This is a genomic window from Gardnerella sp. DNF00550 (assembly GCF_049262685.1).
In the GTDB taxonomy this organism is placed as follows: domain Bacteria; phylum Actinomycetota; class Actinomycetes; order Actinomycetales; family Bifidobacteriaceae; genus Bifidobacterium; species Bifidobacterium leopoldii.
Genome location: NZ_CP058397.1, coordinates 1,193,267 through 1,218,807, shown reverse-complemented (window position 1 = coordinate 1,218,807; position 25,541 = coordinate 1,193,267). Strand labels below are relative to the sequence as shown.

The 25,541-nt window shown below is 42.8% G+C and carries 19 protein-coding genes and 2 tRNA genes; 15 read left to right on the top strand and 6 right to left on the bottom strand.

Annotation, left to right across the window (positions count from 1 at the left end; translation table 11 throughout):
- Window positions 1–91: 91 nt before the first annotated feature.
- The 4 genes from pgl to HXT29_RS04845 form a co-directional block, all read right to left on the bottom strand.
- Window positions 92–916, bottom strand: a complete 825-nt coding sequence (gene pgl, locus HXT29_RS04860) for a 6-phosphogluconolactonase (protein ID WP_004574148.1) — start codon at window positions 914–916, stop codon at window positions 92–94.
- 54 nt (window positions 917–970) lie between these two features.
- Window positions 971–1,912 carry a glucose-6-phosphate dehydrogenase assembly protein OpcA gene (locus HXT29_RS04855; protein WP_004105661.1) on the bottom strand — a complete coding sequence of 314 codons (942 nt, stop codon included), beginning with the start codon at window positions 1,910–1,912 and terminating at the stop codon, window positions 971–973.
- Window positions 1,909–3,489: a glucose-6-phosphate dehydrogenase gene (zwf, locus tag HXT29_RS04850; RefSeq protein ID WP_004105660.1), complete on the bottom strand. Its 1,581-nt coding sequence runs from the start codon at window positions 3,487–3,489 to the stop codon at window positions 1,909–1,911. The genes HXT29_RS04855 and zwf overlap by 4 nt, the downstream gene beginning before the upstream one ends.
- A gap of 103 nt (window positions 3,490–3,592) precedes the next feature.
- Window positions 3,593–6,001, bottom strand: coding sequence for an acyltransferase family protein (locus HXT29_RS04845; protein WP_112928861.1), 2,409 nt, complete (start codon window positions 5,999–6,001; stop codon window positions 3,593–3,595).
- 321 nt (window positions 6,002–6,322) lie between these two features.
- Between HXT29_RS04845 and HXT29_RS04840 the strand changes: the two genes are divergently transcribed.
- Window positions 6,323–6,817 (top strand): inorganic diphosphatase, encoded by a 495-nt coding sequence (locus HXT29_RS04840; RefSeq protein WP_004105658.1) that lies wholly within the window; start codon window positions 6,323–6,325, stop codon window positions 6,815–6,817.
- Window positions 6,818–6,968: 151 nt separating this feature from the next.
- Here the strand turns inward: HXT29_RS04840 and HXT29_RS04835 are convergent, their stop codons facing one another.
- On the bottom strand, window positions 6,969–7,760 hold the full coding sequence (locus HXT29_RS04835) for a hypothetical protein (protein ID WP_004574144.1): 792 nt from the start codon (window positions 7,758–7,760) through the stop codon (window positions 6,969–6,971).
- Between the two features lie 241 nt (window positions 7,761–8,001).
- Here HXT29_RS04835 and HXT29_RS04830 point away from each other — a divergent pair, with 241 nt between their 5' ends.
- The 8 genes from HXT29_RS04830 (at window position 8,002) to HXT29_RS04795 (ending at window position 20,546) form a co-directional block, all read left to right on the top strand.
- Entirely contained in the window at window positions 8,002–8,793 is a 792-nt protein-coding gene (locus tag HXT29_RS04830; protein WP_032835323.1) for a response regulator transcription factor, read from the top strand.
- Window positions 8,794–8,813: 20 nt separating this feature from the next.
- Window positions 8,814–9,467 (top strand): endonuclease III, encoded by a 654-nt coding sequence (gene nth, locus HXT29_RS04825; protein ID WP_032835362.1) that lies wholly within the window; start codon window positions 8,814–8,816, stop codon window positions 9,465–9,467.
- A 112-nt stretch (window positions 9,468–9,579) separates the two neighbouring features.
- Window positions 9,580–11,085 carry an ABC transporter substrate-binding protein gene (locus HXT29_RS04820; protein ID WP_422118468.1) on the top strand — a complete coding sequence of 502 codons (1,506 nt, stop codon included), beginning with the start codon at window positions 9,580–9,582 and terminating at the stop codon, window positions 11,083–11,085.
- A 48-nt stretch (window positions 11,086–11,133) separates the two neighbouring features.
- A complete protein-coding gene (gene valS / locus HXT29_RS04815; RefSeq protein ID WP_116971206.1) occupies window positions 11,134–13,899 on the top strand; it encodes a valine--tRNA ligase in 2,766 nt (921 codons plus the stop codon).
- Window positions 13,900–14,029: 130 nt separating this feature from the next.
- Window positions 14,030–15,826 carry an arginine--tRNA ligase gene (argS, locus tag HXT29_RS04810; protein ID WP_004105648.1) on the top strand — a complete coding sequence of 599 codons (1,797 nt, stop codon included), beginning with the start codon at window positions 14,030–14,032 and terminating at the stop codon, window positions 15,824–15,826.
- Between the two features lie 256 nt (window positions 15,827–16,082).
- Window positions 16,083–17,564 (top strand): branched-chain amino acid transport system II carrier protein, encoded by a 1,482-nt coding sequence (brnQ, locus tag HXT29_RS04805; protein ID WP_174164266.1) that lies wholly within the window; start codon window positions 16,083–16,085, stop codon window positions 17,562–17,564.
- A 555-nt stretch (window positions 17,565–18,119) separates the two neighbouring features.
- Window positions 18,120–18,869: a hypothetical protein gene (locus HXT29_RS04800; protein ID WP_004574138.1), complete on the top strand. Its 750-nt coding sequence runs from the start codon at window positions 18,120–18,122 to the stop codon at window positions 18,867–18,869.
- A 12-nt stretch (window positions 18,870–18,881) separates the two neighbouring features.
- Window positions 18,882–20,546: an InlB B-repeat-containing protein gene (locus tag HXT29_RS04795; protein WP_004574136.1), complete on the top strand. Its 1,665-nt coding sequence runs from the start codon at window positions 18,882–18,884 to the stop codon at window positions 20,544–20,546.
- A gap of 168 nt (window positions 20,547–20,714) precedes the next feature.
- Here HXT29_RS04795 and HXT29_RS04790 read toward each other — a convergent pair whose 3' ends face one another.
- A complete protein-coding gene (locus tag HXT29_RS04790; protein WP_116431950.1) occupies window positions 20,715–21,062 on the bottom strand; it encodes a phenylpyruvate tautomerase MIF-related protein in 348 nt (115 codons plus the stop codon).
- A gap of 84 nt (window positions 21,063–21,146) precedes the next feature.
- Between HXT29_RS04790 and HXT29_RS04785 the strand changes: the two genes are divergently transcribed.
- From HXT29_RS04785 to HXT29_RS04760, 6 genes are all read left to right on the top strand, one after another.
- Complete coding sequence (locus HXT29_RS04785) at window positions 21,147–21,653, top strand: GtrA family protein (RefSeq protein WP_033888629.1); 507 nt, start codon at window positions 21,147–21,149, stop codon at window positions 21,651–21,653.
- Between the two features lie 34 nt (window positions 21,654–21,687).
- The gene (locus tag HXT29_RS04780; RefSeq protein ID WP_422118320.1) at window positions 21,688–22,392 is read left to right on the top strand and encodes a histidine phosphatase family protein; all 705 of its coding nucleotides are present in this window, start codon (window positions 21,688–21,690) and stop codon (window positions 22,390–22,392) included.
- A gap of 28 nt (window positions 22,393–22,420) precedes the next feature.
- On the top strand, window positions 22,421–23,395 hold the full coding sequence (locus HXT29_RS04775) for a hypothetical protein (RefSeq protein ID WP_422118319.1): 975 nt from the start codon (window positions 22,421–22,423) through the stop codon (window positions 23,393–23,395).
- Between the two features lie 56 nt (window positions 23,396–23,451).
- Window positions 23,452–25,014, top strand: a complete 1,563-nt coding sequence (gene gltX, locus HXT29_RS04770; RefSeq protein WP_004105625.1) for a glutamate--tRNA ligase — start codon at window positions 23,452–23,454, stop codon at window positions 25,012–25,014.
- Between the two features lie 190 nt (window positions 25,015–25,204).
- Window positions 25,205–25,277, top strand: a tRNA-Glu gene (locus HXT29_RS04765).
- A gap of 40 nt (window positions 25,278–25,317) precedes the next feature.
- Window positions 25,318–25,389 (top strand) — tRNA-Gln (locus HXT29_RS04760).
- The last annotated feature ends 152 nt before the right edge of the window (window positions 25,390–25,541 follow it).

Here is a 25,541-nt window from a genome sequence, read left to right as displayed (position 1 = left end):
TATTTAGAGATAACAGACCTTTGCATTATTATGCAGAGGTCTGTTATTTATTGTTCTGAGTATTATGCATGTTGCTAGAAAGCTATACAAGTTACTTAATAGCAGCTTGCAAAGTTTCCGCGGTGGTTAGCCAAGAGATTTCGTCAGTTCCGTTTGCAAAAGACGCAGGATATTCTGGATTATTATCACCAGAAAGTACATTCATTAAAGCAGCGCCTTTTTCTACTCCGGCAGTCAAGAACCAAGTGCGGTGGCTGTGAGCCAGCACAGGAACTGTAAGAGACAATCGCATTGGCGGAAGTTTAGGGGAGTGATTTACTCCAACAACAATGCGATCGCGATTATTAACCTGCGGTAATCCTGGGAAAAGTGAAGCCATATGCGCATCCGGCCCCATGCCAAGAATTGCTAGATCAAACACTGGCTCTTTGCCAAGTATGCTCACGATTTCTTCCTCATAGTCGCGCGCTGCAGCGTCTAAAATAGCGTCATTTTCAGCGTCGCTGGCTGCTACAATTTCCTCCGCATTACGCTCATCTGCAGGCATTTCGTGAATATGAGATTCTGTCAAAGCTTTGTTAGAAGTAAGTAAGTTAAGAAACATTTCGCGAGCCTTGCGCGCATTGCGATCCTCGCTATCATAAGCTACGAAACGCTCATCTGCCCACCAAATATGCACTAAATTCCAATTAATTGCTGGTAAAAGCGGGTTATTAGCAAGCATTTGGAACATGCGTATTGAATCTGTGCCACCAGTAAGTAATAAATGAAATGGTTTATTGAGATTTTGCACATCATTCTGTGATTCCATAATAAGCGTTACTAGACGTTGGGCTGCAACGGCTGCAAGCACATCGCGATTATCGTATCCGTAAATACTTGCGTTATGTGCAAAAGTAACTTCATTATTTGTCATAGTTGTTCCTTTTATGCAATTAAAAATATTTCACGAATTGTTTCACGTAATGTTTCACGCATTTTCTGAAGGATTATCTCGCACCAGCTGCGCATAAATTTCGTCAGGATCAATGCGTCGCAATTCTTCGCTTAAGCAATCATCCAGAGTGCGAATAGGAAGCGCAATAGGTTGTGCAGCCTGTCCAGGCAGGCTAATCAAAGCTTGATCTCCGCCAGCAGGGCGAGTGAGTGACAATGTGCCATCCTTGCGTTCTAAAGTTACGGAAGTAATAGCTTGAGCTTCAGGATTTTCAACTATTTCTACAGGAACGTGCAAGCTACTCTTAATCCAAGCTGCTAGTAAATGCAGAGATACGTAATGAGTAGGACCCACAACCTTCGCGCTAAGAATAGGCAAATGTGGAGGTTGATCGAGCATAGAAGCAAGTAACGCGCGCCAAGGAGTTAAACGCGTCCAAGACAAATCTGCATCTTGCGGAGACCAGTTTTTACGCAAGTTTTGCACAGTTTTAAGAGTATCGTCTGCTCGCTGTGCGTCAGTAATTCTGCTACTTGCCATAGCTCCAAGCAAATCGTGAGCAGGATCTTCCGGAGCGTTTGTTGGCCACCATGCAACAACCGGTGCATCTGGCACAAGTAGTGGAATGACAAGCGTATCCGGATGACGAACTAAACCGTTGTGCGGATACAAAATAATAATTTCGCCAGCTCCAGCATCTGCCCCAAAACGTACTTGAGCATCGAGATTCGGCACAACCTCACCGCGCTCAGCAGCGTGCTCGCTAGACCAATCTCGAACCATTGCAATAACTCGGCAAGGATGCTCGCGGCTAGCTGTGTTTGCTGCATCAAGTGCATGCTCTAACTCTTTAAGAGTTGTATCAATAAGCAAAGTGAGCACTCGACCAGTAGCAGATTCGCCGCGCTCTTCGTGCAATTCGTCGATTTTTGCTGCAATTTTGCTTGTATTAGTATCAGGAAGGTTGATAATCATGGCAGCCTCCAATGGCGATTATCTCGAGCAAGCATAGCATCAGCTTCTGCTGGACCCCATGTTCCAGCGCGATATGGTTGCGGTTGTGTGCCAAGCGAACTCCAGAATTCCTCAATAGGGTCAAGAATTTTCCAACTTAAATCTACTTCTTGCGTAGTTGGGAATAGCGGTGGTTCGCCAAGAAGTACGTCAAGAATCAAGCGCTCGTAAGCTTCAGGGGAACTTTCAGTAAAAGAGCGTCCGTAACTAAAGTCCATAGAAACGTCTCGAACTTCCATAGCAGTTCCGCCAGGGACTTTCGCACCAAAGCGCATAGTAACGCCCTCGTCTGGTTGCACTCGAATCACAATAGCATTGCTACCAAGCTCTCGAACTGCAGTAGACTCAAACGGCAAATGCGGAGCACGCTTAAAAATAACAGCAATTTCCGTAACGCGCTTGCCTAAACGTTTTCCGGTTCGCAAGTAGAACGGAACTCCAGCCCAACGGCGAGTATCAACGTCAAGTCGCACTGCAGCGTACGTTTCAGTAGTGCTTTTAGGGTCGATTCCTTGCTCTTCCAAGTATCCAACAGCTTTGTAAGAGCCTTGCCATCCTGCTGCATACTGTCCTCGAGCAGTATTGGCAGCCAAGTCTTGAGGTAGTCGGATTGCGGATAGAACTTTCGTTTTTTCAGCAGTCAAATCGCTAGCGCGGAAACTTACAGGCTCTTCCATAGCAGTAAGCGCCATAAGTTGAAGCAAATGGTTCTGAATCACGTCACGTGCAGCACCGATTCCGTCGTAGTATCCGGCTCTTCCGCCAATGCCAATATCTTCAGCCATCGTAATTTGCACGTGATCGACGTAATTTGCGTTCCAAATCGGCTCATACATTGCGTTAGCAAAGCGGAAAGCCAGCAAATTTTGCACAGTTTCCTTGCCTAAATAATGGTCAATTCGGAACACAGAATTAGGATCAAAAACTTCAGAAACGACGCGATCCAATTCTCGTGCGCTCGCTAAATCGTGGCCAAAAGGCTTTTCAATAATTACGCGTCGCCAAGCATGCTCAGAAGAGTGCGAAAGACCTGATGCTGCAAGCTGTTGGGCAACAACTGGGAAGCTGGAAGGCGGAATAGACATGTAAAAAGCGTGATTTCCGCGAGTACCTCTGTCTCGATCAAGTTCGTTCACTGTTTTGCTTAAACGCTCAAACGCGGACGCATCGTCAAAGGTGCCGCGTACGAAACGTATGCCTTTAGCGAGATTAATCCAAGTTGACTCACGAAATGGCGTTCTGCAATGCTGCTCAATATTTTCGCGCACAAAGTTTACGAAATGTTCATCCGTCCAATCGCGTCTCGCAAAACCAGTTAAACCAAATCCTGGAGGCAAAAGCCCGCGATTAGCTAAATCATATACTGCTGGCATAAGTTTTTTGCGTGCTAAATCGCCAGTAATGCCAAAAATTACTAGGCTGCACGGACCCGCAATGCGAGCTAAACGCAAATCACGTGGATCGCGCAAAGGATTCGTCCAAGTAGATACGCTTTCCCCAGCGTCTTGCAAATCACGTAGTGTCCTCAACTCAGTCATAGATACTATCGTAATATTTCGTAGCTATTTTCACCACGCAAAACACAATTTATTATGCTTAATAACAGTATTAAAAAGTTTTAGCGCGTTATAACTCTAATTTTCAGCCGCCGCATACAGCTAAACGAATCATCTTCGCGTATTGTGGACCGCCAATTGGAGTTAAGTGAACTCCATCGTCAGTCAAATATTCCGAGTGACCATTACTCAAACCATGCCAGTCTATAATGCCAACATTATGATGAGTTGCTGCGAACTTGCGTAAGCTATCGTTCGTTGCATCCTGCCAAGGTTGCGGAACTCGTGTGGTAACGAAATAAACAGGTCTACCTTTTGCGACATCAACCATGTGTTGAAGCACGCTATCGTCATGAGGAGGACCGTTGGTTCCAAGAGCGAAAATCACCACATCTCCAGCGTGTTTTGCCGAAATATCTTTCTCGTATTCATCAGCTCCGTGGAAAATTTGTCTACTCACTTTTCCATCTATATAAGCGTTAGGCATAACTTGCATCAAATATGGTTTAGCGCCTTCAGTAATGGAATCTCCAACCATAGTTAAGTTTACGGAACAAGTATTGCGTCGTTTGTCGATCCGCGTATGAGTAGTAACAAGATTTCGTGGAACTTTTTCTGCAATAGGGAAGAGAATACGATACTTCGATGGTGTAGGTGGAAGAGACTGTTTTACTACATTCTTTTGCACACCTTTTGGAACTGCTTTTTCTTTTGTTTCTTGCTTAGAATTAGTTTTGTCAAAAGCAGTAGGTTTTTTATTTGACGATGAAGATTGCTCTACTTGTGCTGTCAATTCTGGGCGAAGCTGCATTGACCTATGCTTGGCTATATCCTGCCAATTTACTGGCAAGATAATTAACGACACAATAATTATGCAGCACAAAGTTAGTGAGACAGAGCGAATAAGCTTAAATAATTGTTGATCTTTTATTGGCTTTTCAAATAACTGATACAAGCATTCTGCAAGTGCAACTATTACTAGTGCTTGCAAGATTTGCTCTCCTGTAGAAATAGCAGTTGTTCTATTTGCTGGGTTGAATAATTCAAGAACAGGGAAGTGAACTAAATAAATTGCAAAAGAGCGTCTGCCGATATAGGCGAGTGGAGTCCATGCAAATATTCTTGAGCAAATATTATCAGTTTGCGTGCAAGACCATAGTATTAGTGTGCAAGCGGCTGCTGTTATTGTGTATCCGCCAAAAACAAATACTGAAGATGTGCCTTCTGCATACACGAAGCAGTAGCACAACACAATTGTTGCCAATAACCCAACGCAAGATCGCTGCCATGCACGAAGTGGATTATAAAAAACAGTTTTTGGCTTATTGAATGCGTTATTTGGAAGTTCTTGTATATCTGGAGTTACGCCATTATCTGATAAATCAATTTGTAATCCTTTACGCAAGTCAGCAGGTATTCCATCTTCAATAAACTCTTTTTCTTTATTTGCGCAGGATTTATCTGATTTTTTCGTTAGTGCTGAATTATCTACACTACTGTCTAACTTAACTGATGAAGCTAAGCTGACCGATATGTTCTTTTTGCCCATTAGCAAATGTAATGCATGAATAAGCCACGCGTGGAATGAATGTTTGACAAACCAAGCACCGTACATTGCTAGCATTGCACCCATTAAGAATTCTGATGCTCTCGTATCTAGAGAATAGTAGACGCGAGCTGGAGTTGTGTAATTGTTAAATAAGTAGGCAAAAGTAAAAGTAAGAATAGAAGAAAGTATGGCTAAGCCTGCTGTGATATACATGCGTATTAGCTTGCTACGCACGAATTTAATAAGTGCAGCAAGGATAATAGGCCATATAACAAAAGCCTGCATTAAAAGTCCGAGATACCAAAGATGTTTGATAGGAGAAGGTAGTCCGGACTGTTCAAAATATGAAAGTTTACGGGCAACATACATTATATTGCTAAAGAATCCGGAGCCTGAAAGAGCATCCGCTTGTAACTTTGGTAGTAGACTTGGCGAAAAAAGCCACATAATTGGTGCTGTTATAGCGATAATTCCAAGTGTTGACGGCCAAATTCTTTTTACGCGCTTTAGTAAATACTCCCAGTAATGCTTGATTCCTTGAGTATTTTTATTATTATCTCCGATATTTTTTGTATTTTTTGCGTTTTCATCTGCGTTTAAATAGCGCAGAACTGATCTCGTACAAAAATATCCTGCCAATACCAAAAATAGTGTTACTCCAAGGAATCCTCCCATAAGAAGGCTTGGACGCATATGAAAGCATACAATACCAATAATTGCTAAAGCTCTTAAACCGTCTATTGCTTTATTTCGCTTCGAAACAGTATTTGTAGGTAAAGTAGATGATTGTTTATTTTCAGCTTTTGCGCTATGAATAGTTTTTTCTACGGTATTATTTGCGTTTGCTGAAAGATTAGTTGAGGTCGTTTTACTAGCATTTTTTTCTGCAGGAACCTTCTTTGTTTTGAAGGATTGATCTGCTTGTGAAGCAGTGGAAGTGTTCACGCATCTCTTTTTTGTCATCTTGCCTACGCTTCGGTAACCATACTGGTATGTATGCAACATATCGTGTGTAAAACGTAGCAATAGTAACTGTGTATTAAGACACTTTTATAGCTTAAAGCGTGTCTTGTTGCTATGCCTAGGATGTGCTAGAAATATGTGATTTTATGCTACTTCTGTAAGTGATACAAAACGTTTATCATTTAACGAAATTTGTTAACAAAATTTTGTTTTATATGCTCTATTGCTGTCGTTCGTCGGTGCGCGCTAAAGTGAGATAGAACAGTTATATGAATTGTTATTAAAGTTATCAAAGGAGCCAATATGGCAGAAACTTTTAACGTTGTGGTAGAGATTCCACGCGGTTCTAAGAACAAGTATGAAGTGGATCACGAAACTGGTCGCGTATTCTTGGATCGCACCCTTTTCACAGCTATGGGTTATCCAGATGATTACGGTTATATTGATGGCACTTTGGGCGAAGATGGCGATCCACTTGACGCTCTTGTTATGATTCCAAATTCTGTGTTCCCAGGATGCGTTGTTGAGTGCCGCGCCGTTGGCTTGTATCACATGGTTGATGAAGCTGGCGGAGACGACAAGGTTTTGTGCGTTCCAGCAGACGTTCGTTTTGACGACATCAAGGATATCGATGACGTGAACGAGTATCATAAAGCTGAAATCAAGCACTTCTTCGAGCAGTACAAGGCTTTGGAGCCAGGTAAGGAAGTTCTTCCTGGTGACTTCTGGGCTGGTGTAGAGCAGGCTGAGAAGGAAATCGTCGCAGCTCGCAAGCGCTTGGAAGAAAGCGAAAAATAAGTTTCGCTTTTAATGAGTAAAACAATAAAGATTAAAAGCTAATAAATAAAACGTCGAAGACACATACCGTGTTTTTCGACGTTTTTATGTAAGTGCGTGCTGCTTTCAAAAGTAAATTAAAATGTAACGTTGCATACGCTTTTAAATAATTTTAAGCAGCTACTAGCATTCCAAGGCCTGCAATATACACGAGCATTCCTGAAAGCATTATTGGCAATATAGAAATGGCGATATCGTGCGAAACTATTCCAGTTTCGTATTCTTCATAATTGTTGCGAACCCACAAATATGAAAGTCCTGATAGCGCGATTAGCATAAATATGCACAGTACTATAACGAGTATTCCACCGTCTAAATTGCGAAGCGATGGCATAAAGCTAATAATTGACGGCAAAAATAGCCAACCCGGAAGTGCTGCACAAGCAATACTTGCAGTAAGCGTGTGCGAAAGATTTCGTACTAAATTTGTGCGATTCTCGCGCAGCATTTGCCTCAAGAATGTTACAAATGTTGCTGCTACAAGAATTAGAGCAAAAGATACAGCCCAGCGTTCGTAAGGGTGAATTGCAGCAATGAACTTACTCATCGACACAGTTTCGTTATCAATAATGACGCTTTTTGGTAGCCATCCCTTTAATACTCCGGTTGCAAACCATGTAGAAGCAATTCCTGCGCATAATGCAATAGCTCGGTCAATTACATTTCCGTGCAGTGGCCACAACGCTATAAATGTAAGCATTATGATAAGGCATAATATAAGTGTTATTTTTGCTGTTGCGATTGGCAATATTGCTGCAATTGCGAGAAGTACTACAACAAAAATTTGGCTTACAAACATCGCTAATGCGTTCATGCTAGGTATACGGGTATGTTTTTGAACATTTACGCAAGAATTATCATTTTTCTGCATCTTATTATTGCAGATACGTGTTTCATTGCTCATACACACTCCCTAGTGCTGTAAGTTTTATATTTATAAAGCGTAATATGTCCATAAAATATTAACAAATTACTTTGTTTATTTACTAATGTAGCCTATAACCTGCACTGCGCTTTATTGTGTTGATATTTTTTATCTTTAGAAGATGCAAGTGTTGCAGTTGTCGCTATTTTTCGCAGTATGGTTTACAATTCCTGTAAAGGCTGAATTTGCTACTACATCAATTGTTTGTTGGAGGCATCATATGACTGATATCACATTGATGACTTCGTGTGCTTCTCCTTCTTCAGTTTTACCTTCACTTACTTTGTTATCTCATAAAGTGCGTTTACTTTCTTTGGATACGTCAAGTTTGGCAAAACTGCCCGCACAAACCATTCTTTTGCTTGATGCGCGTGAGGATTTAGCTCTCGCTAAATCAATGTGTTCTTCTCTGCGTGTTGCAAATATTACGGTTCCTGTCATATTAGTTATAACTGAGGGTGGTTTTACTGTAGTAAATCCTTCGTGGAACATTTCTGATGTTGTGCTTACTAATGCTTCTCCGGCGGAAGTAGAGGGTCGTTTGCGTTTGGCTTCTTTGCAACACGGATCTTCTGATGATTTGTTTGTGCATTCGCAAGGCTCTGAAATTGATGATTCTTTCAATTCAGACAATGGAACTATGCGTTCTGGAGATCTTGTTGTAGATATGCGTAGCTACACAGTGAGTTTGCATGGTCATCCTGTTGATTTAGCTTATAAAGAATTTGAATTGCTGAAATACTTTGTGCAGCATCCGCGCAGGGTGTTTACTCGTGCTCATTTGTTGCAAGAAGTATGGGGTTACGACTACTACGGTGGCACTCGTACTGTAGACGTTCATATTCGTAGGCTTCGTGCAAAACTTGGTGTTGAATATGAACATCTAATTGGCACAGTGCGTAATGTTGGCTATCGCTTTGATCCTTCGGAGTCTGATGAGAATAGCGAAATTTCCGAAAGCAGTGTTGAAGATGATTCTGAAAATGATGCAGATAAGCAGTCTGCGCAATAATGATTTATCGAAGCTCTAATATGCGAGAATCAAAACAAGCGAAATTAGCTCGTATTTATGCAGAGTACGATTTATTGTGCAAAGAAATACCGGAGCCGAAGTGTGCATTAAATTTCAAAAATCCATTTGAGCTACTAATCGCTACTGTATTAAGCGCGCAAACTACGGATAAGCGCGTGAATATCGTGACGCCTGAACTCTTTTCTATTTTTCCCAACGCGAGTTCCTTAGCTGCTGCTCCTGTATCTCAAGTTGAGTCAATTATTTACCCTCTCGGATTTTATAGAGTAAAAGCACAGAATATTATTTCATTATCTGCATGTTTGCTTAATAATTTTTCTGGTATAGTGCCATCAAATATGGAAGATTTAATATCGTTGCCGGGTGTTGGTCGTAAAACTGCCAATGTTGTTCTTGGCAACGCATTTGGATTACCGGGGTTTCCTGTAGATACTCACGTAATACGTGTTACAGGTCGTCTTGGTTGGCGTAAGGTTCAGAATCGTCCAAATCCTGTTGCTATTGAGCGCGAAATAACTGCTTATTTTGCTCCTAAAGAGTGGACTAATCTTTCTCATAGACTTATTTTGCATGGCAGAAAAATTTGCACTGCTCGGAATCCAAAATGTGTTTCATGCCCTTTAAATACAACATGTCCGTCGGCAATTATTTAAAGCGTGTTGTTTCCAATTCAGATATTGATATAGACTGTAGGTTATGTCAAGAACAGGCAAATATGCGTATCGCACTTCCAGGTCAGCTCATGCTCGCACTAATGCAGACTGGATGCCATGGGTTGTGTTTGTAGTTGTGTCTGTAATAATGAGCGGCATTTTGTGGTGTGGATGGCAAATATACCAGGGTCATTCGCCTTTTGCTGCAATAATGCATCCAGCTAGTAACTCAGTGCTAAAAGTTGGTTTACGTACTGCTCCTGAATCTCTTGATATTAGAAACGACGACAGTGACGCTTTACAGCAAGCTTTAATTGGTAATGTTTACGAAACTCTTGTTAAACGTGGCGATGATAATAGTTTGCAACCAGATCTCGCGAAGTCATGGGATATTTCGAAAGACGGCTTAACATATCGTTTTAATTTGCGTCAAGGTGTGCGTTTCTCTAACGGTAGTGAGATGACTTCGACTTCCGTATTACAATCTTTGAAACAAGGCATCACAAATAATTATCCTGGTTATAGCGCACTTACAAATATTAAAACTGTTAATAATCCGGATGATTACACTTTAGTAATTACACTTAATAATCCAGATGCGTTACTTTTACGTCGTCTTGCTGGACGTGTTGGCATTGTCTATGACACAAAATCGATGATCGACTATGCAAGTGCTGCTCTTGGCACAGGTCCTTTCACTGTAAGTGACTACAATAAAGGCAATTCTTTAGTATTACTTCGCAACGATAAATATTGGGGAACCCCTGCTTCTTGTGCAAGTATTACTTTGCAATATTTCAATAGCGATACTGCTCTAGCTGAGGCAATGGAAAAGGGCAATATTCAAATGGCAGTTCCGCTTGAAGGTAACGAAAATAAGCGTCTTGCTGCTGTTGCTAATACGCAAATGGTAGAGGGTCAGAGCACAAGAGTGCGATTTATTGCAATAAATACAACAGTTTCATCGATTTTCTGCGATGAGCAGGCTCGTAAAGCTGCGAGATACGCTTTGAATGCGCAAACTGTACTTGCAGCTGATGGCAATGGTGGTGTTCCAGTAGGAGGACCTATTGATCCTCTTTCAACTGGTTATGAAGATTTAAATGGATTGTATCCTTATAATCCAGGCAAAGCTGCTCCCTTGTTCCATTACTTTAGCGCAAACTATTTAGGAACTATTAATTTTCTTGTTCCACAGGGCGAAGGTGGAGTTGGGCGCGAGCTTTCAAAACAGATTAGTTCCGTGAGCGGTTTTAAGGTCAATCTTGAAGAAGTTGATCAACAAACTATGCGTAAGCGTATTAGTGAAGGTAAGTATGATCTTGCGCTTACTACGAGCAATCGTACTTTAGATGAAGGCATGTTTGCAGAAAGCGGTTCTCCGTTCGTTTTGCAAGACGCGCGTGCTCAACAAGCTTGGGCCGATGCGGTTCATTCTAAGAATGCAAACGAATATGAGGCAAATGCTCGTGCATATGCGCGCGAAGTAAGCAATAATGCTGCAGCTCACTGGTTATATGCTCGAAAGAGCATTATGGCTGTAAAGTCTAATGTAAGCGGCTATACGAAAAATATGACGGATCAGCTTCTGCCATTGCAGAGCGTAGTGGTGAAATAGAAAAGCGTAAGATTTGCGTTGTCGCGCTGAGTTTCTAATATTCAGTTCATGAGTGAACAGGATAATAACACAGTAAAGCACGCACATTTAACGCCTCTTCCTAACAAAGTTGGCGTTGATGGTCTTGAAGACAAGTGGCGTAGCAATTGGGACGAAGCTAAAACTTACGCATTCCATAATTCTCGCGACCGTAAGGCCGTATATTCTATCGATACTCCACCTCCAACCGTTAGTGGCCACTTGCACGTAGGTCACGTATTCTCTTACACGCATACGGATGTCATTGCGCGATATAAGCGAATGCAAGGCTTTGACGTGTTCTACCCAATGGGTTGGGACGATAACGGCTTGCCAACAGAGCGCCGCGTACAAAATTATTACGGTGTGCGAGTGGATACTTCGTTGAAGTATGACCCTGATTTTAAGCCGCCTTTTGAAGGCACTGAAGGTAAGAAGATTGAAGCTAAAGATCAGGTTCCTGTAAGCCGACAGAACTTTATTGAGCTTTGTGAGCGTTTGACTTCTCAAGATGAGAAGCTTTTTGAAGCATTATGGCGCAGACTCGGGCTTTCTGTAGACTGGTCGCAAACTTATCACACTATTGGCGAGCAGCCTCGCCGAGTTGCACAAAAAGCATTCTTGCGCAATCTTGCTCGCGGAGAGGCTTATCAGAAGGATGCTCCTGGTTTGTGGGATGTGACTTTCCAGACTGCAGTTGCACAAGCAGAGCTTGAATCACGCGAATATCCTGGTTTCTACCATAAGATTGCGTTCCGTTTTGAAGATGGTACGCCAATTTATATTGAAACTACGCGTCCAGAATTGCTTGCTGCATGCACTTCTTTAATTGCAAATCCAGAAGATGAGCGTTACAAGAAGTACTTTGGTCAGGAAGTTTATTCGCCACTGTTTAAGGTGAAGGTTCCGATTTTGGCGCATTCTGCTGCTCAAATGGACAAGGGTGCTGGCATTGCAATGTGCTGTACTTTTGGTGACGTAACAGACGTTGAGTGGTGGCGCGATTTGAATTTGCCAACTCGACCAATTATTCAGCGTAACGGTCGCATCGTTATGACGACTCCTGATTGGATTACAGATGAATCCGGCCGTGAAATGTTCGAGAAAATTGCCGGCAAAACCACGTTCTCTGCTCGTAAGGAAATTGTTGAAGCTTTGCAAGCAGCTGGAGACATGGAAGGCGATCCAAAGCCAACAAAGCGTATGACGAACTTCTACGAAAAGGGCGATAAGCCTTTGGAAATCGTCACTTCTCGCCAGTGGTATTTAAAGAATGGTGGCACAGACGAAAAGTTGAATGCTGAGCTTATTGAGCGTGGCAAGGAACTTAACTTCCACCCAGACTTTATGCGCGTGCGCTATGAGAATTGGGTTCACGGTTTGAATGGTGACTGGCTTATCTCTCGCCAGCGCTTCTTCGGTGTGCCATTCCCACTGTGGTATCCAGTAAACGAAAATGGGGAAGTGGATTACGAGCATCCTTTGACGCCTAGCGAAGATCGTTTGCCAATCGATCCAACTATTGACGTTCCAGAAGGATTCGATGAATCGCAGCGAGACCAGCCAAATGGCTTTACTGCTGAGCAAGACATTATGGACACTTGGGCTACATCTTCCTTAACTCCACAAATTGTGACTCGTTGGGAAGAGCCAGGTGAGGAAAATCAAGCTCTGTTTAAGGCTACTTTCCCAATGGATTTGCGTCCACAAGGCCAGGATATTATTCGTACTTGGCTGTTTAGTACTGTTGATCGCGCACATCTTGAAAACGGCTGCTTGCCTTGGAAGCATGCTGCACTTTCTGGCTGGATTCTTGATCCTGACCATAAGAAGATGTCTAAATCTAAAGGCAACGTGGTTGTGCCAAATAAGCCAATTGAAGAGTTTGGTGCTGATGCTGTGCGCTACTGGGCAACTTCAGCAAAACTTGGCTTGGATGCAACTTACGACGAAGGCCAAATGAAGATTGGCCGACGCTTAGCGATTAAGCTTTTGAACGCTACAAAGTTTGCGCTCGCAATTGGTCGTGAAGATGATGAGCATCAGGTTCTTGAGTCTGCTAGTGCGGATTGGGATTTTGCAGACGTTACGGAAGTTTTGGATCGCTCTGTTATGGCAAAGCTCGCATCCGTTATTCGTACCGCAACTGATGCGCTTGAATCTTACGAGCATTCCAAGGCTTTGGAAGCAATCGAAACATTCTTCTGGGAGTTCTGCGACGACTATATTGAGCTTGCAAAGAATCGCGCTTACGGTACTGCAGAATCAACTGGACGCACTCCAAGCGAAGCTGCTGTAAAGTCTGCTCGCACAACTCTTGGCCTTGCACTCGATGCTTTGGCTCGCTTGCTTGCTCCTTACTTGCCTTACGCTACTGAAGAAGTGTGGAGCTGGATGCATGACGGCGAAGGCTCTGTGCATCGCGCTAGCTGGCCATGCGCTAAGGCGTATGAGGCTGCTGCAAACGGTGTTTCTGCAGATACTTTGGCTTACGCGGGTGAAGCTTTGGCTACTTTGCGCAAGATTAAGTCTGAAGCAAAAGTTTCTATGAAGACTCCTATTTTGCAAGTGACTTTGAACGTAGCAGAAAATGCTTACAAGGCTGTCGAGGAGACTTTGGATGACGTTGCTGAAGCTGGACGCGTTACTGGAGAAGTAAATCTTAACGCTGTTAAGGCAGCAGTTGCTGGAGATTCTTCTGATTCTGAATCTGATTCCGCGGAATCTGATGCAGCTAACGTAAACGTTTCTGTTGCTCAAAGCGAACTCGGCGAAGCTCCTGCAAAAAAGAAGTAGCTGTAAGTAGTTGCAAGTAATCGAAAATAATTAATCGCAAAACAAAAGCGCTGGAAGTCAATCTTCGACTCCAGCGCTTTTTGTGTATTGTAATCGCGAAGCATCGCGCGGTAACGCTAGACTGTAAACCATGAATCCAGAAAGCTTAAGTGAATTAATTGAAAAAATTGCTAAAGATTTAGTAGCAAGCGGTAAAGCTGGCAGTCTAACAGAAGATTTGATTCCTGCTGCCGAAAAACTTGCAGTTATGCGACCAAAGGATCGCGCACACGGTGATTGGGCTACGAATGTTGCTATGCAGCTTGCTAAAAAAGCTGGTATGAAGCCTAGTGATTTAGCCGAGCTTTTTGCTGAGAGTTTGCAAGAAGCGGAAGGTATTGCGTCTGTAGAAGTTGCAGGTCCTGGCTTTATTAACATAACGCTTGATTCTGCTTCTGCAGCGGCAGTCGTAGACGAGGTCTTAAAGCAAGGTGCTGATTTTGGCAAAAATACGCACTTAAGCGGCAAAACTTTGAATCTTGAGTTTGTTTCCGCAAACCCAACTGGTCCAATCCACATTGGTGGAACTCGCTGGGCTGCAGTTGGTGATTCCATGGCTCGAGTCTTGGAAGCGAACGGCGCAAAAGTTGTGCGTGAATACTACTTCAACGATCATGGCGAGCAAATTAACCGTTTTGCAAAGTCTTTAGTTGCTGCAGCTCATGGCGAAGAAACGCCTGCAGATGGTTACAAAGGCGCGTATATTAACGAAATCGCAGACGCTGTTATAAAAGAAGCGCAAGCAGACGGCGTTGATGTTCTTTCTTTGCCAAGAATTGATCTTGGAAAAGACGAGGAAGGTTTGCCTCTTGGCGAAGGCGATTCCGAGCAGCGCGAAGAGTTCCGCAAGCGCGCAGTGCCAATGATGTTTGCCGAAATCCGTAAGTCCATGCGCGATTTTCGTGTTGATTTCGACGTGTGGTTCCACGAAAACAGCCTGTACGAGGATGGCGAAGTTGAGCGTGCTATTGCAGATTTGCGTTCTCGCGGAGACATTTTTGAAAAAGATGGCGCAACTTGGTTCGAATCCACTAAGCATGGCGACGACAAAGATCGCGTAATTATTAAGTCTGACGGCAATTACGCTTACTTTGCTGCAGATATTGCGTACTATCGCAACAAGCGCCATCGCGAACAGAATCCTGCGGACGTAGCGATTTACATGCTTGGTGCGGATCATCACGGCTATATTGGCAGAATGATGGCAATGTGCGCGGCTTTTGGAGACAAGCCAGGCGAAAACATGCAGATTCTTATTGGTCAGCTTGTAAACGTTATGAAAGATGGCAAGCCTGTACGCATGAGCAAGCGCGCAGGAAACGTTATTACGATTGACGATTTAGTTGATGCAATTGGTGTTGATGCTTCACGCTACTCGCTTGCTCGCACAGATTACAATACGAGCGTTGATATTGATTTGGATTTGCTTGCTTCTCACAGCAACGATAATCCTGTGTATTACGTGCAATACGCTCACGCACGCAGCTGCAATGTGGCTCGCAATGCTGCGGACGCTGGAATTACGCAAGATGGTGCTGATTTAAGCTTGCTTAATACCGAGGCTGACGGCGAAGTGTTGGCTGCTTTGGCTCAATGGCCTGCTGCTTTGGCTCAAGCTGGCGATTTGCGCGCTCCTCACAGAGTTGCGCATTACCTTGAGGATTTGGCTGCAAGCTATCACAAGTGGTACAACCTTGAGCGCGTTGTGCCAATGGAGTTAACCGACCCTGAAAATCGTTTGCCAGAAGCCGAGCGTGAAGCTCAGCGCATTGCAAAGTGCCCAGAGCCAGCTCGTGCTGCAGCTCGCTTAAAGCTTAACGCTGCTGTGCGCACAGTTATTGCAACTGGTCTTGATTTGCTTGGAGTTTCTGCTCCAGAAAAGATGTGATTTTGCTTATTTTATATAAGATTTAGAGCAAAGCTATAGAGCATTTTTGATTACATAGGACGTTGGTGGTTTGCCAGCGTCCTTTTTATTTTTTATTAGAGACACGCACGAATTATAAGTTTCTATCGATTAAGTACATGCAATTTATTAATATACCCTCTAATATTATTTTCGCTTTAAATCCACAAAATTACAAAGTAAGAGATTTAGCTGAATAGTATATAAATACAAATTTATCCTTATGGGAGGTGTAAGCATGAGCGTCACAACACAAAGTGTCAGCACAGATAGTGCCCCGAAAAAAAGGAACTTGACCATTATTGAGTCCGCGTACGTGGCGGTCATGTTGTTTGGTATGTTCTTTGGCGCAGGAAACCTGATTTTCCCTGTGTTCCTTGGAGCTAATGCAGGAAACAATTCCGCTCCTGCAGCATTAGGCTTTATTATTACCGGCGTTGGTTTGCCATTGCTTGGTGTTACGGCTCTTGCGATGAGTCGCGCAAACGGTCTTTTTGAACTTTCTAGTAAGCCGAGCAAAAAATACGGCATGTTCTTTACCTGTGTGCTGTATTTAACAATCGGACCATTCTTTGCAATTCCTCGCTGCGCAACAACTTCGTACACTGTTGGTTTGGAGCGCGTTGTTCCACAAGACGGAAACGGTCAATTGTATTTGTTCTTGTTCTCTGTGGTTTTCTTCGCGTTAGCATTCTTCTTTGCTATGAAGCCTAGCGGAATACTTACATGGGTTGGTAAAGTTCTTACGCCGATATTCCTGGTTTTCTTAGGTATTCTGGTATTTACTGCACTGTTTTCTCCTGTAAGCGGCGCTTCTGCGGATGCTGCTCCTATAGGGAAGTATGTTAATGAATCATTCTTTACAGGATTCTTAGATGGCTACAATACAATGGATGCTTTAGCTAGCTTGGCTTTTGGCATTATAGTTGTTAGTACTATTCGATCCTTTGGCGTAAAAGACCCTAAAGATGTGGCAGTGAATACTGTGCGATCTGGATTCTTTAGCTGCTTGCTTATGGCGTTGATTTACGTCGCAATTGTTGTTGTCGGTGTGCGTAGCCGTGCACTGTTTAAGCCTGCTGAAAACGGTGGCGTAACTTTGGCGCAAGTTGCACGCTACCATCTTGGAAACGTTGGTTTGCTTGTTCTTGCTGCAACTGTTACTCTTGCATGCTTAAAGACGGCAGTTGGTTTAATTGTAAGCTGCTCGGAAACCTTCTCTAAGTTATTCCCTAAGGGTCCTAGCTATCGCGTTTGGTCTGTGTTGATTACGCTTGTTTCGTTTGGCCTTGCAAACTTTGGTTTGAGCACAATCATCGAATATGCAGTTCCAGTATTGATGTTCTTGTATCCACTGTCAATCGTATTGATTCTTTTGGCTTTGTGCGGTCGACTTTTTGGAAATTCCAAAGTCGTGTACGCTTGGACACTTGGTTTTACTGGTGTTGCAGCTGTATTTGACTTTTTGAATAGTTTGCCAACAGCTTTGCGCAACGCATTGCATATGAACGATATGTTGGTGGTTGCTCAAAACTGGTTGCCGTTCTCGGAATTTGGCATGGCTTGGGTTTGCCCTGCTGTTGTTGGATTTGTTGTTGGCTATGTCCGCATGGTTTTATTTGAAAACAAGGACATGGAAGAGGTGGCTCGTCTAGCTGCTGGTCCAGATCTTGAAGGCAGTGTTGCTAGTAGCGATGATTCTATTACTGATGAGTCATAGTCTTGTGCGTAATTCTCGAGAGTAATATTTACTTGTATTGAAAAAGCCTACAGTATGTTTTCGCGTACGGTAGGCTTTTGTTTTGGTTATTTGTTAAAAAAGATGCGCAAGTGTGACGATCAGTTAGCTGCCTACGTGGGGACAAATTGTCCCCTGGTGTATATTGGTGATAGCCTGCATGGTTTGAAGTTGTGTTAGGAAACGCTTGCAGGAAAGATTGATGTGATCTATATAGACGAGTAAGTAACGGATATACAATATATAAAGGCTAGTCAATATAGATTTTTTCTTGTACAATTAACATGAAAGAGATTAGCATAAAAGGTTGACAAGCCATGAAAAAACTGACAAAATCCTTGACAGACAGACAGACAGACAGACAGACAGACAGACAGACAGACAGACAGACAGACAGCATAGTTCTGTCTCTTTTCACGTAGACTTTTTTAATTGGCAGAAATACATGCCTGATGGATAGGTATGTGTTTCTGCCTATTTTTATTCAATTTTTCAAAACAATAAAAAGAACATTATTAGATTAATAAGGAGGAAAATATGAAAACATTAGTAAAAAAGACAATGGGTCTATTGATGGCAACATTAGTAGCATTTGGTGTAATGGCTGGAACTACACAGGCATTTGCGGCTGGAAGTAATGTAACAAGTGAATATGATCAAGTTGCAAAAGATAAGATTGTAGGAACAATTACTATAACAGATGCATTACAAAATGCAGGTAAGGATGTTAATAAAGACGGTAATCTTTACTATGAGGGTGTTGTTTCAGGATCTGTCGAAACAAGCGATCTGTTAGAAGGTGCATACCAAAAATATATTAAAGACTTTAAGGGGAAGACTGATTCTCATGGTAGAGCTTTTGAGAATTTGGTTATGTTTGATAAGGGACAAAATTTCCCAACAGCTAAATATACTGTCACTTTCCCTAAAAATTTCAACGTTAATTTAGAAAAGGTTTCTTGCTCTGCAAACACTTCTATGATTAGTGAAATCAAAAAATCATACGATAAAGACGCCAATTCGGTAACTTTTACTTTTAGTCTTGGAAACTGGAACGACTACAAGGGCTTCTTTAATCTATACGAAAATGAAAGAAAAGCAGGTATGACAGGGCATCCTATTTCTATCAGCATTCCATATTCTGTAGAAGTTAAAGACGATTCTGTTAAGAATTTAGGACAGATAACAGCTGAAGGCAAATGTGAATTATTTTATAAGAAGTTCATTTTCCAAAAGCAAATTGTTGATATTAAGACTAATAAGGCAACCGTTAATGTTGTGCGCTAATAGGAGTATTTTATGAAGAAAGTTTTAAGCATACTATTTTCAGCGTTGCTCCTTTCCACATTCTCATCGGGTGTAGCGCATGCGGAAGTGGCTGAAGATTTTAGCTCCATGAAATCAGGAAATACTTGGATTGAACTTGAAGAAGCGAATACAGATATTTTTGGCGATTCAAAAATTGCAGCCGTCCCTAAAGGTGTTTTGAAACCTGAAGGAACTAAAATTCGTGATGCAATTAAAAAAATAGGTGGTCAGGATGCTGTTGATCAAACTCAGTATTTTAGCTATTCAACAGGCATTCATTCAGATGATGGAAAACCTGCACTTTCTCCGCTTTTGAAGATGCTTAAAGAGTATAAGCCTGAAAGTGCAACGGATGATCCAGCTGTTCCGATGACAGATAATCCAATGTTTTATGGAGATCTTTCCTATAATGATGACACAACGTCAAAAAATGTAAAGATTTCTGCTGGTGATAATCTGTCAAGTTTGAAATTAACGCTCTCAAACATGAACTGGTTATCTCAGCCGATTTTCTCTGAACTTTCTGGTCATGACATGTATAGGAGCGAAAAGGCTAACGGAACATTACGCTTTTTAACGGATTCACAGCTTGTTTACACCATCAAGTTTCCTAAGGGATTTGATATATCTAAAGCAACGGCAACATCTGATGCATCTTCTGATTTGCTAACGCTCTCCACTTCTGTAAGCGGAGAAGTTAAAACCGGTATGACACTTACCGTTACGCTAAGAAGAAAAGGTGCTGGAGAAACGTTCTTAACGGAAGACCAATTTAAGAATGAGTTAAATTCTCTCAATACAATCTCTGTATCTATGAAGGATATAGCTATTACTAAAGATGCCGTGCAAGGTAAGAATGTTGTTACTGGTTCCATCGGTGGTTTCCTTGAGTATATGAATGTTGGAGGATCCACCTATGACGAAGTTAGACAGAATAAAGGTCTGACGTGGACATATATACATTACTTTGCAGCCCCTCAAGAAGCTAGCGGTAAAGATAGCAATTTAACTGCTAACGACAGTCAGTATAAAATCCAATATACATTTAATGTTGTTAAGCCTGCTCAAAGCACGGTTACTTTCAAGGACGGCGATAAGACGCATGCAACTGTGAAAGTGGAAACTGGTAAGGCTATTGATACTGATGCGTTGACTGATGAGTCTATGCCGAAGAATCCAACGAAGGCCGGTTATACCTTCAAGGAATGGAATACAAAGGAAGACGGTAAAGGTACTGCGTTTACGGGAGCAAGCATAGTTAATAGCGATATGACTGTGTATGCTATTTACACGAAAGATCCTGTACCAACTCCGGATCCAACTCCGAATCCTCCGGCACCAAATCCGGATCCAACTCCAAACCCACCAGCTCCAACACCGGAACCAACGCCTAATCCACCGACTCCGGAACTTAAGCCAAATCCTCAGACACCGGCTCCTGGGCCTGAAACGCAGCCAGAATCTACACCGACACCGGATTCTGAGCCTGAATCGCAGTCAGAATCTGTGTCAAATACTCCTGTAAAGAAGCATGGTGAAATTCCTAAGGCGGGTGAATCAACAACTCTTCCGTTCGCATTAACGGCATTAGGGCTTGGTGTTGCAGGCTTAGGAATTCTTCGCAAAAAGAGAATGATGAAAGAAAACATCAAGTAATTTTTGCCGATTGCCCTAACACCTATTGGGTGTGACAAAGCCTACCGTGCTTGTTTGCGGTAGGCTTTTGTTTAGGTTATTTGATGGAGATTTTATGCGACTTTCGACTTGCGATCAGAAGTTAGTTGCCTCGTGGGGACAAATTGTCCCAAGCTCGGAGGCTTGCGACTAGAAGTTGCCGCCGTTCCAACCCCAGTCAGTAGTTGCAGTGTAACGAATATAAGTGCGGTCTTGAGGTACGCCAAGCTCGCGCTCTAAAGCTGCCATAATCTGCTCAGTTAACTTTTCCCAAGCAGACCCTGGCACGCTGGAACCAAACACGTTCACCTCAACGTAAGCTGCAGGCTTAGTATTGTCTCCTGCAAAATAAATCGGCATATTGTCCTCGAATGGGCACATGAGCCAATGCTCGCTTTTTCCTGGAACTGCGCTAATTGCTTTGCCATAAGCAGCTTTTAATGCGTCGCGCTGGGCAGGTGTTGTGCTTACAGAAACGTGAGTATGAATAACTGGCATAATCGCTCCTTTGCTAAATTTAGTAAGCTTTATTACGTAACAATTATATGTTATTTGTTAGCAGCCGCGTGTTTAATGGATATTATGAAAAAGCTTATTGAACAGGTTGTAAAGTTTGGAATTGTGGGCATTATTGCCCTTATTATTGACGTTGCGCTACTCAATTTATTAATGCTTGCGCACTTAAATAATGTGGTTGCGGGTACGATTTCTTTCGTAATCTCACTTATCTTCAACTATATTGCCAGTATGAAATACGTCTTTAAACATCGTGAAGATATGGCAAAGTGGATGGAGCTTCTGATTTTTGTTATTTCCGCAGTTATAGGTTTGCTTATAAATGATTTGATTATTTGGGCTAGTACGTTAGGAATGGTTGAAAGCTTACGCGGATCTGCAGTATACGTTTTGCGCACAAATATAGGAAAACTTGTAGCTACTGTTGTTGTTGCTGTATGGAATTTTGTTATACGAAAGTGGCTGCTCGATGATACTAAATCTCAACAGCCTGGGTATGTTGCGCAAGAAGATACGAGTTTTGCTCACCGCTTGGGAATGTGGTCGCTTAATCATACAAAAAACCGCAAGTAATTGGTTTAATCTTTTAAACAGAAAGTAGAACGCAATGCCAGCTACGACAATTCATTTTGTGCGTCATGGAGAAGTTGATAATCCAAATCACGTGTTGTATGAGCGTCTTCCTGGATTTCATCTTTCGGCTCGCGGAGTGAGGATGGCGCAAGCTACAGCAAAATATATTGCCACTGTTCCACAAATGCGCGGAATTACTGCAATTTATTCGTCTCCTCTTGAGCGGACTCGTGAAACAGCGCGTGAAATCGAAAATGCTTTGCGCAAGATTGCAGATTCTTCCTATGTAAAAGCGCACTGTGACGAAGATTCTGTGCAATCTTCTGTGCAATCTCAAGAAAGCGACATTATTTTAGATAAACGCTTAATTGAAGCTGGAAATAATTTCCGCGGAAAACGCATAGGCTACGGTGAAGGCGCACTGTGGAAAAACGACAATTGGAAGCTTGTTGCGAATTTGTGGAAGCCAAGTTGGGGAGAAAGCTACCGCAGTATTGCTACTCGCGTTGGTGATTTTGCGCGCGAGCAGGTTCGTAAGCATCCTGGTGAGCAAATCGTTGCAGTTACTCATGAGTCGCCAATCTGGTCTTATAGACACCTACTGGAAACTGGTCATGCTGAACATAATATGCTTCTTCGTCACACGGCTTTAGCTTCGATTACTTCTGTTACTTACGATTGTGAGACTTTGCGTGTGCTTTCAATTACGTATGTTGATCCTGCTGGGCGAGTGAAGTAAGTAACATATAATGCGAAGGAGCATTGAAATGGTTGATTCTGTTGATTCTGTTGATTTGGTTAGTTCTGTCAAAGATTCTGAAGATGTTAAAAATAATGAAAAAAGTATGCTAATGCTGAATGATGCAGCGCAATCTGCCGCAAAACTAACAGAATTATGGCCATTGACGGAAGCGCGACACTTAGATAACGACGCAAAATATGCGGAAAATCTTGAGGTGCGCTCGATGCGAGCAATAGCACGAATACTCACGAATCTTGACGTTACCGTTCCGGATGCTGAATTTGTGTATGAAGGCGCGGATGAAATTCCTGGACGTCCGCAAGAAATAGTAGACGCGCTACTTGCTGCCGCCGATGCTTACGACAATATGGATTCATGCTATGAGCCTAACTATGATGAAGCAGAAGAAGAAATACTAGAAAATAGTAATAATATAAATTCTATTTTTAGTAAGATTGCATCTCATTCTGCCGAAGATTCTAATGCAATAAATGCAGCAGCCGATACGTTAAATGTTGAAGGTAATTGGAGTATTAACAATATCGACTTTGCAATTAATTATGCGAAACAAATGGTTTCTTGTTATGAAAATAAATCATTGGAAACGCAAAAAATTATTGTAGTTTTAAGCTTATTAACAAATCTAATTAAAAAAACTAACGAGATTTGCGAAACTTTACCAATCTTCTTATATATTAACGAAATATGTGAGTGTGCTGGTTTGCCGCGAATGATGTTCAAGGATGCTCAATGGCGTGAGATTGTTGATTGTGTGCGTAATTCTAGTGATAAGTGTAATTGTGATATAAGTGCGTTGGTCAATTTTATTTCGCCGCTGCTTATTTCAGAGTGGGAAAAGCATCGTGAAGACGTGCTGTGGGATCCTGAAGTTGCGAAGAAGCTCGCAAAAGAAGAGGATGATAGAAAGTCCCGCGAGGCTCTTGCTGCGAAGTTTGCGCACGTTGAGGGTAATAAAGAATCTACGCAGGCGCTTGATTAGTTTTTAGGTTGACTTATGTTTGATGCGAATGCTGCACGTCCGTAACGCGCGGCACAATGGAACCTATGACTGATATCGAGGAAACTCAAGAAGTTGCTAATAATGCAACAAAATCCGCAAAGCCTGAACTTCCAAAGAATGTTCGCGTGCGTTTTTGCCCTTCGCCAACCGGTACACCTCACGTAGGTATGGTTCGTACCGCGCTATTTAACTGGGCGGAGGCTCGCCATACTCACGGCAAATTGCTGTTCCGTATTGAAGATACCGATAATGAGCGCGATAGTGAGGAAAGCTACCAGCAGATTATTGAGGCTCTTCGTTGGCTCAATATTGATTGGGACGAGGGCATTGATGTTGGTGGAGGTAACGGACCGTATCGCCAGTCCCAGCGCATGGAAATTTATAAAGACGTAGCACAAAAGCTTTTTGAAGCAGGATACGCTTATGAATCCTTCTCTACTCCTGAAGAAATTAAGGAGCGTAATATTGCTGCTGGTCGTCCTGCTGAATTTGGTTACGATGGCTACGATCGCAATCTTACGGAAGAACAGAAGCAAGCTTTCCGCGACGAAGGTCGCAAACCTGCACTTCGCTTGAAGATGCCAAATGAAGACATTACTTTTAACGATTTAATTCGTGGCGAAATCACCTTTAAAGCTGGATCTGTTCCAGATTATGTGATTGTGCGCCCGAATGGCGATCCACTTTATACGCTTACAAACCCTGTTGACGATGCGTTAATGGATGTGAACGTTGTTTTGCGCGGTGAAGATATTCTTAGCTCCACGCCTCGTCAGATTGTGCTTTACCGTTACCTTATGGAGATGGGCATTGCTAAGGAAACTCCACTTTACGGCCATATGCCTTACGTTATGGGCGAAGGTAAGAAGAAGCTTTCCAAGAGAGACCCTGAGTCCAACTTGTTCTTGCATAGGGATAACGGATTTATTCCAGAAGGCTTACTGAACTACTTGGCTTTGCTTGGCTGGTCGATCGCTCCTGATCGTGACGTGTTCACTATGGACGAAATGATTGAAAAGTTCGATGTGCGAGACGTTAAGGCAAATCCTGCACACTTTGACTTAGACAAGGCGATTTCCATCAACGCTGAGCATATTCGTATGCTCGATCCGCAAGATTTCTTGAATCGTTCTGTGCCTTACTTGCATAAGGATGGCGTAGTTAGCGCAGATAATTGGGATGCGTTAACTGACCGTGAGCGTGAAGTACTCACAGCTGCAGCTCCTCTTGTACAGCCTCGCGTGCGTTTGCTTGGTGAAGTCGCTGGAATGGTTGGAAGCCTGTTAAGCGAAGATGGCTACATTGCTCCAGATGACGACGCTCGTAAACAGTTGAAGGAATCTGCAGGCGAGGTTCTTGACGCTGCGCTCGCTGCTTTGAAGGGTGTTGATGCCGCTGATTGGCACACTGATTCCTTGCATGAGCTTTTGAATAAGAAGCTTGTTGAGGAAGCTGGTTACAAGCCGCGCTTGGCATTTGGTCCTGTGCGAGTTGCACTTTCTGGCCGTCGCGTTTCTCCGCCACTGTTTGAGTCCATGGAAATCGTGGGCAAAGACGTGACTTTGGCGCGTTTAGCTGGATTGCGTGAGCATTTGTAAATCACCAATAATTTATAAGCTCAAATAAAATTTGAACAAGGTGGGAACGTGGCACTATTGCTACGTTCCCACCTTTTTATTTGTTTTATGTTTCGTTTAATATATTTTCGACACGCCGCGGTTGCGTATTGAGTTGTTATGTTGTAAAGTCGCTATTTGTTGCGTCAAGAGGCGTAGCTGATAAATGAAAGCCCCCGTCGTCTAGCGGTCTAGGACTACGCCCTCTCACGGCGCCAACACCGGTTCAAATCCGGTCGGGGGTACGAAGACGGAACGGTCCCAAGAGCCGCGAAGCCTGCCAATTGGGGTATGGTGTAATTGGCAACACAGGTGATTCTGGTTCATCCATTCTTGGTTCGAGTCCAGGTACCCCAGCGAATAGCTCTCGTAGAACGAGGGCTTTTTTGTTATCTATCTGTATTCCTGCGATTTGCCTCAGCGCGCGGCTGTTTCTTTACGCGGCTGTAAAGTTTTTGTCGGATTAAGGCGATGAAACGGCAGTTTCTTTACATGCGTGCTCAGTTTTT

Bases quoted from the DNA above. Each gene is read 5' to 3' on its own strand.
- HXT29_RS04800 (WP_004574138.1), top strand. From the start codon at position 18,120: ATGAAAACATTAGTAAAAAAGACAATGGGTCTATTGATGGCAACATTA.
- pgl (WP_004574148.1), bottom strand. From the start codon at position 916: ATGACAAATAATGAAGTTACTTTTGCACATAACGCAAGTATTTACGGA.
- HXT29_RS04795 (WP_004574136.1), top strand. From the start codon at position 18,882: ATGAAGAAAGTTTTAAGCATACTATTTTCAGCGTTGCTCCTTTCCACA.
- HXT29_RS04835 (WP_004574144.1), bottom strand. From the start codon at position 7,760: ATGAGCAATGAAACACGTATCTGCAATAATAAGATGCAGAAAAATGAT.
- HXT29_RS04790 (WP_116431950.1), bottom strand. From the start codon at position 21,062: ATGCCAGTTATTCATACTCACGTTTCTGTAAGCACAACACCTGCCCAG.
- brnQ (WP_174164266.1), top strand. From the start codon at position 16,083: ATGAGCGTCACAACACAAAGTGTCAGCACAGATAGTGCCCCGAAAAAA.
- HXT29_RS04855 (WP_004105661.1), bottom strand. From the start codon at position 1,912: ATGATTATCAACCTTCCTGATACTAATACAAGCAAAATTGCAGCAAAA.
- valS (WP_116971206.1), top strand. From the start codon at position 11,134: ATGAGTGAACAGGATAATAACACAGTAAAGCACGCACATTTAACGCCT.
- HXT29_RS04775 (WP_422118319.1), top strand. From the start codon at position 22,421: ATGGTTGATTCTGTTGATTCTGTTGATTTGGTTAGTTCTGTCAAAGAT.
- HXT29_RS04830 (WP_032835323.1), top strand. From the start codon at position 8,002: ATGACTGATATCACATTGATGACTTCGTGTGCTTCTCCTTCTTCAGTT.
- gltX (WP_004105625.1), top strand. From the start codon at position 23,452: ATGGAACCTATGACTGATATCGAGGAAACTCAAGAAGTTGCTAATAAT.
- zwf (WP_004105660.1), bottom strand. From the start codon at position 3,489: ATGACTGAGTTGAGGACACTACGTGATTTGCAAGACGCTGGGGAAAGC.
- HXT29_RS04840 (WP_004105658.1), top strand. From the start codon at position 6,323: ATGGCAGAAACTTTTAACGTTGTGGTAGAGATTCCACGCGGTTCTAAG.
- HXT29_RS04785 (WP_033888629.1), top strand. From the start codon at position 21,147: ATGAAAAAGCTTATTGAACAGGTTGTAAAGTTTGGAATTGTGGGCATT.
- nth (WP_032835362.1), top strand. From the start codon at position 8,814: ATGCGAGAATCAAAACAAGCGAAATTAGCTCGTATTTATGCAGAGTAC.
- HXT29_RS04780 (WP_422118320.1), top strand. From the start codon at position 21,688: ATGCCAGCTACGACAATTCATTTTGTGCGTCATGGAGAAGTTGATAAT.
- argS (WP_004105648.1), top strand. From the start codon at position 14,030: ATGAATCCAGAAAGCTTAAGTGAATTAATTGAAAAAATTGCTAAAGAT.
- HXT29_RS04820 (WP_422118468.1), top strand. From the start codon at position 9,580: ATGCCATGGGTTGTGTTTGTAGTTGTGTCTGTAATAATGAGCGGCATT.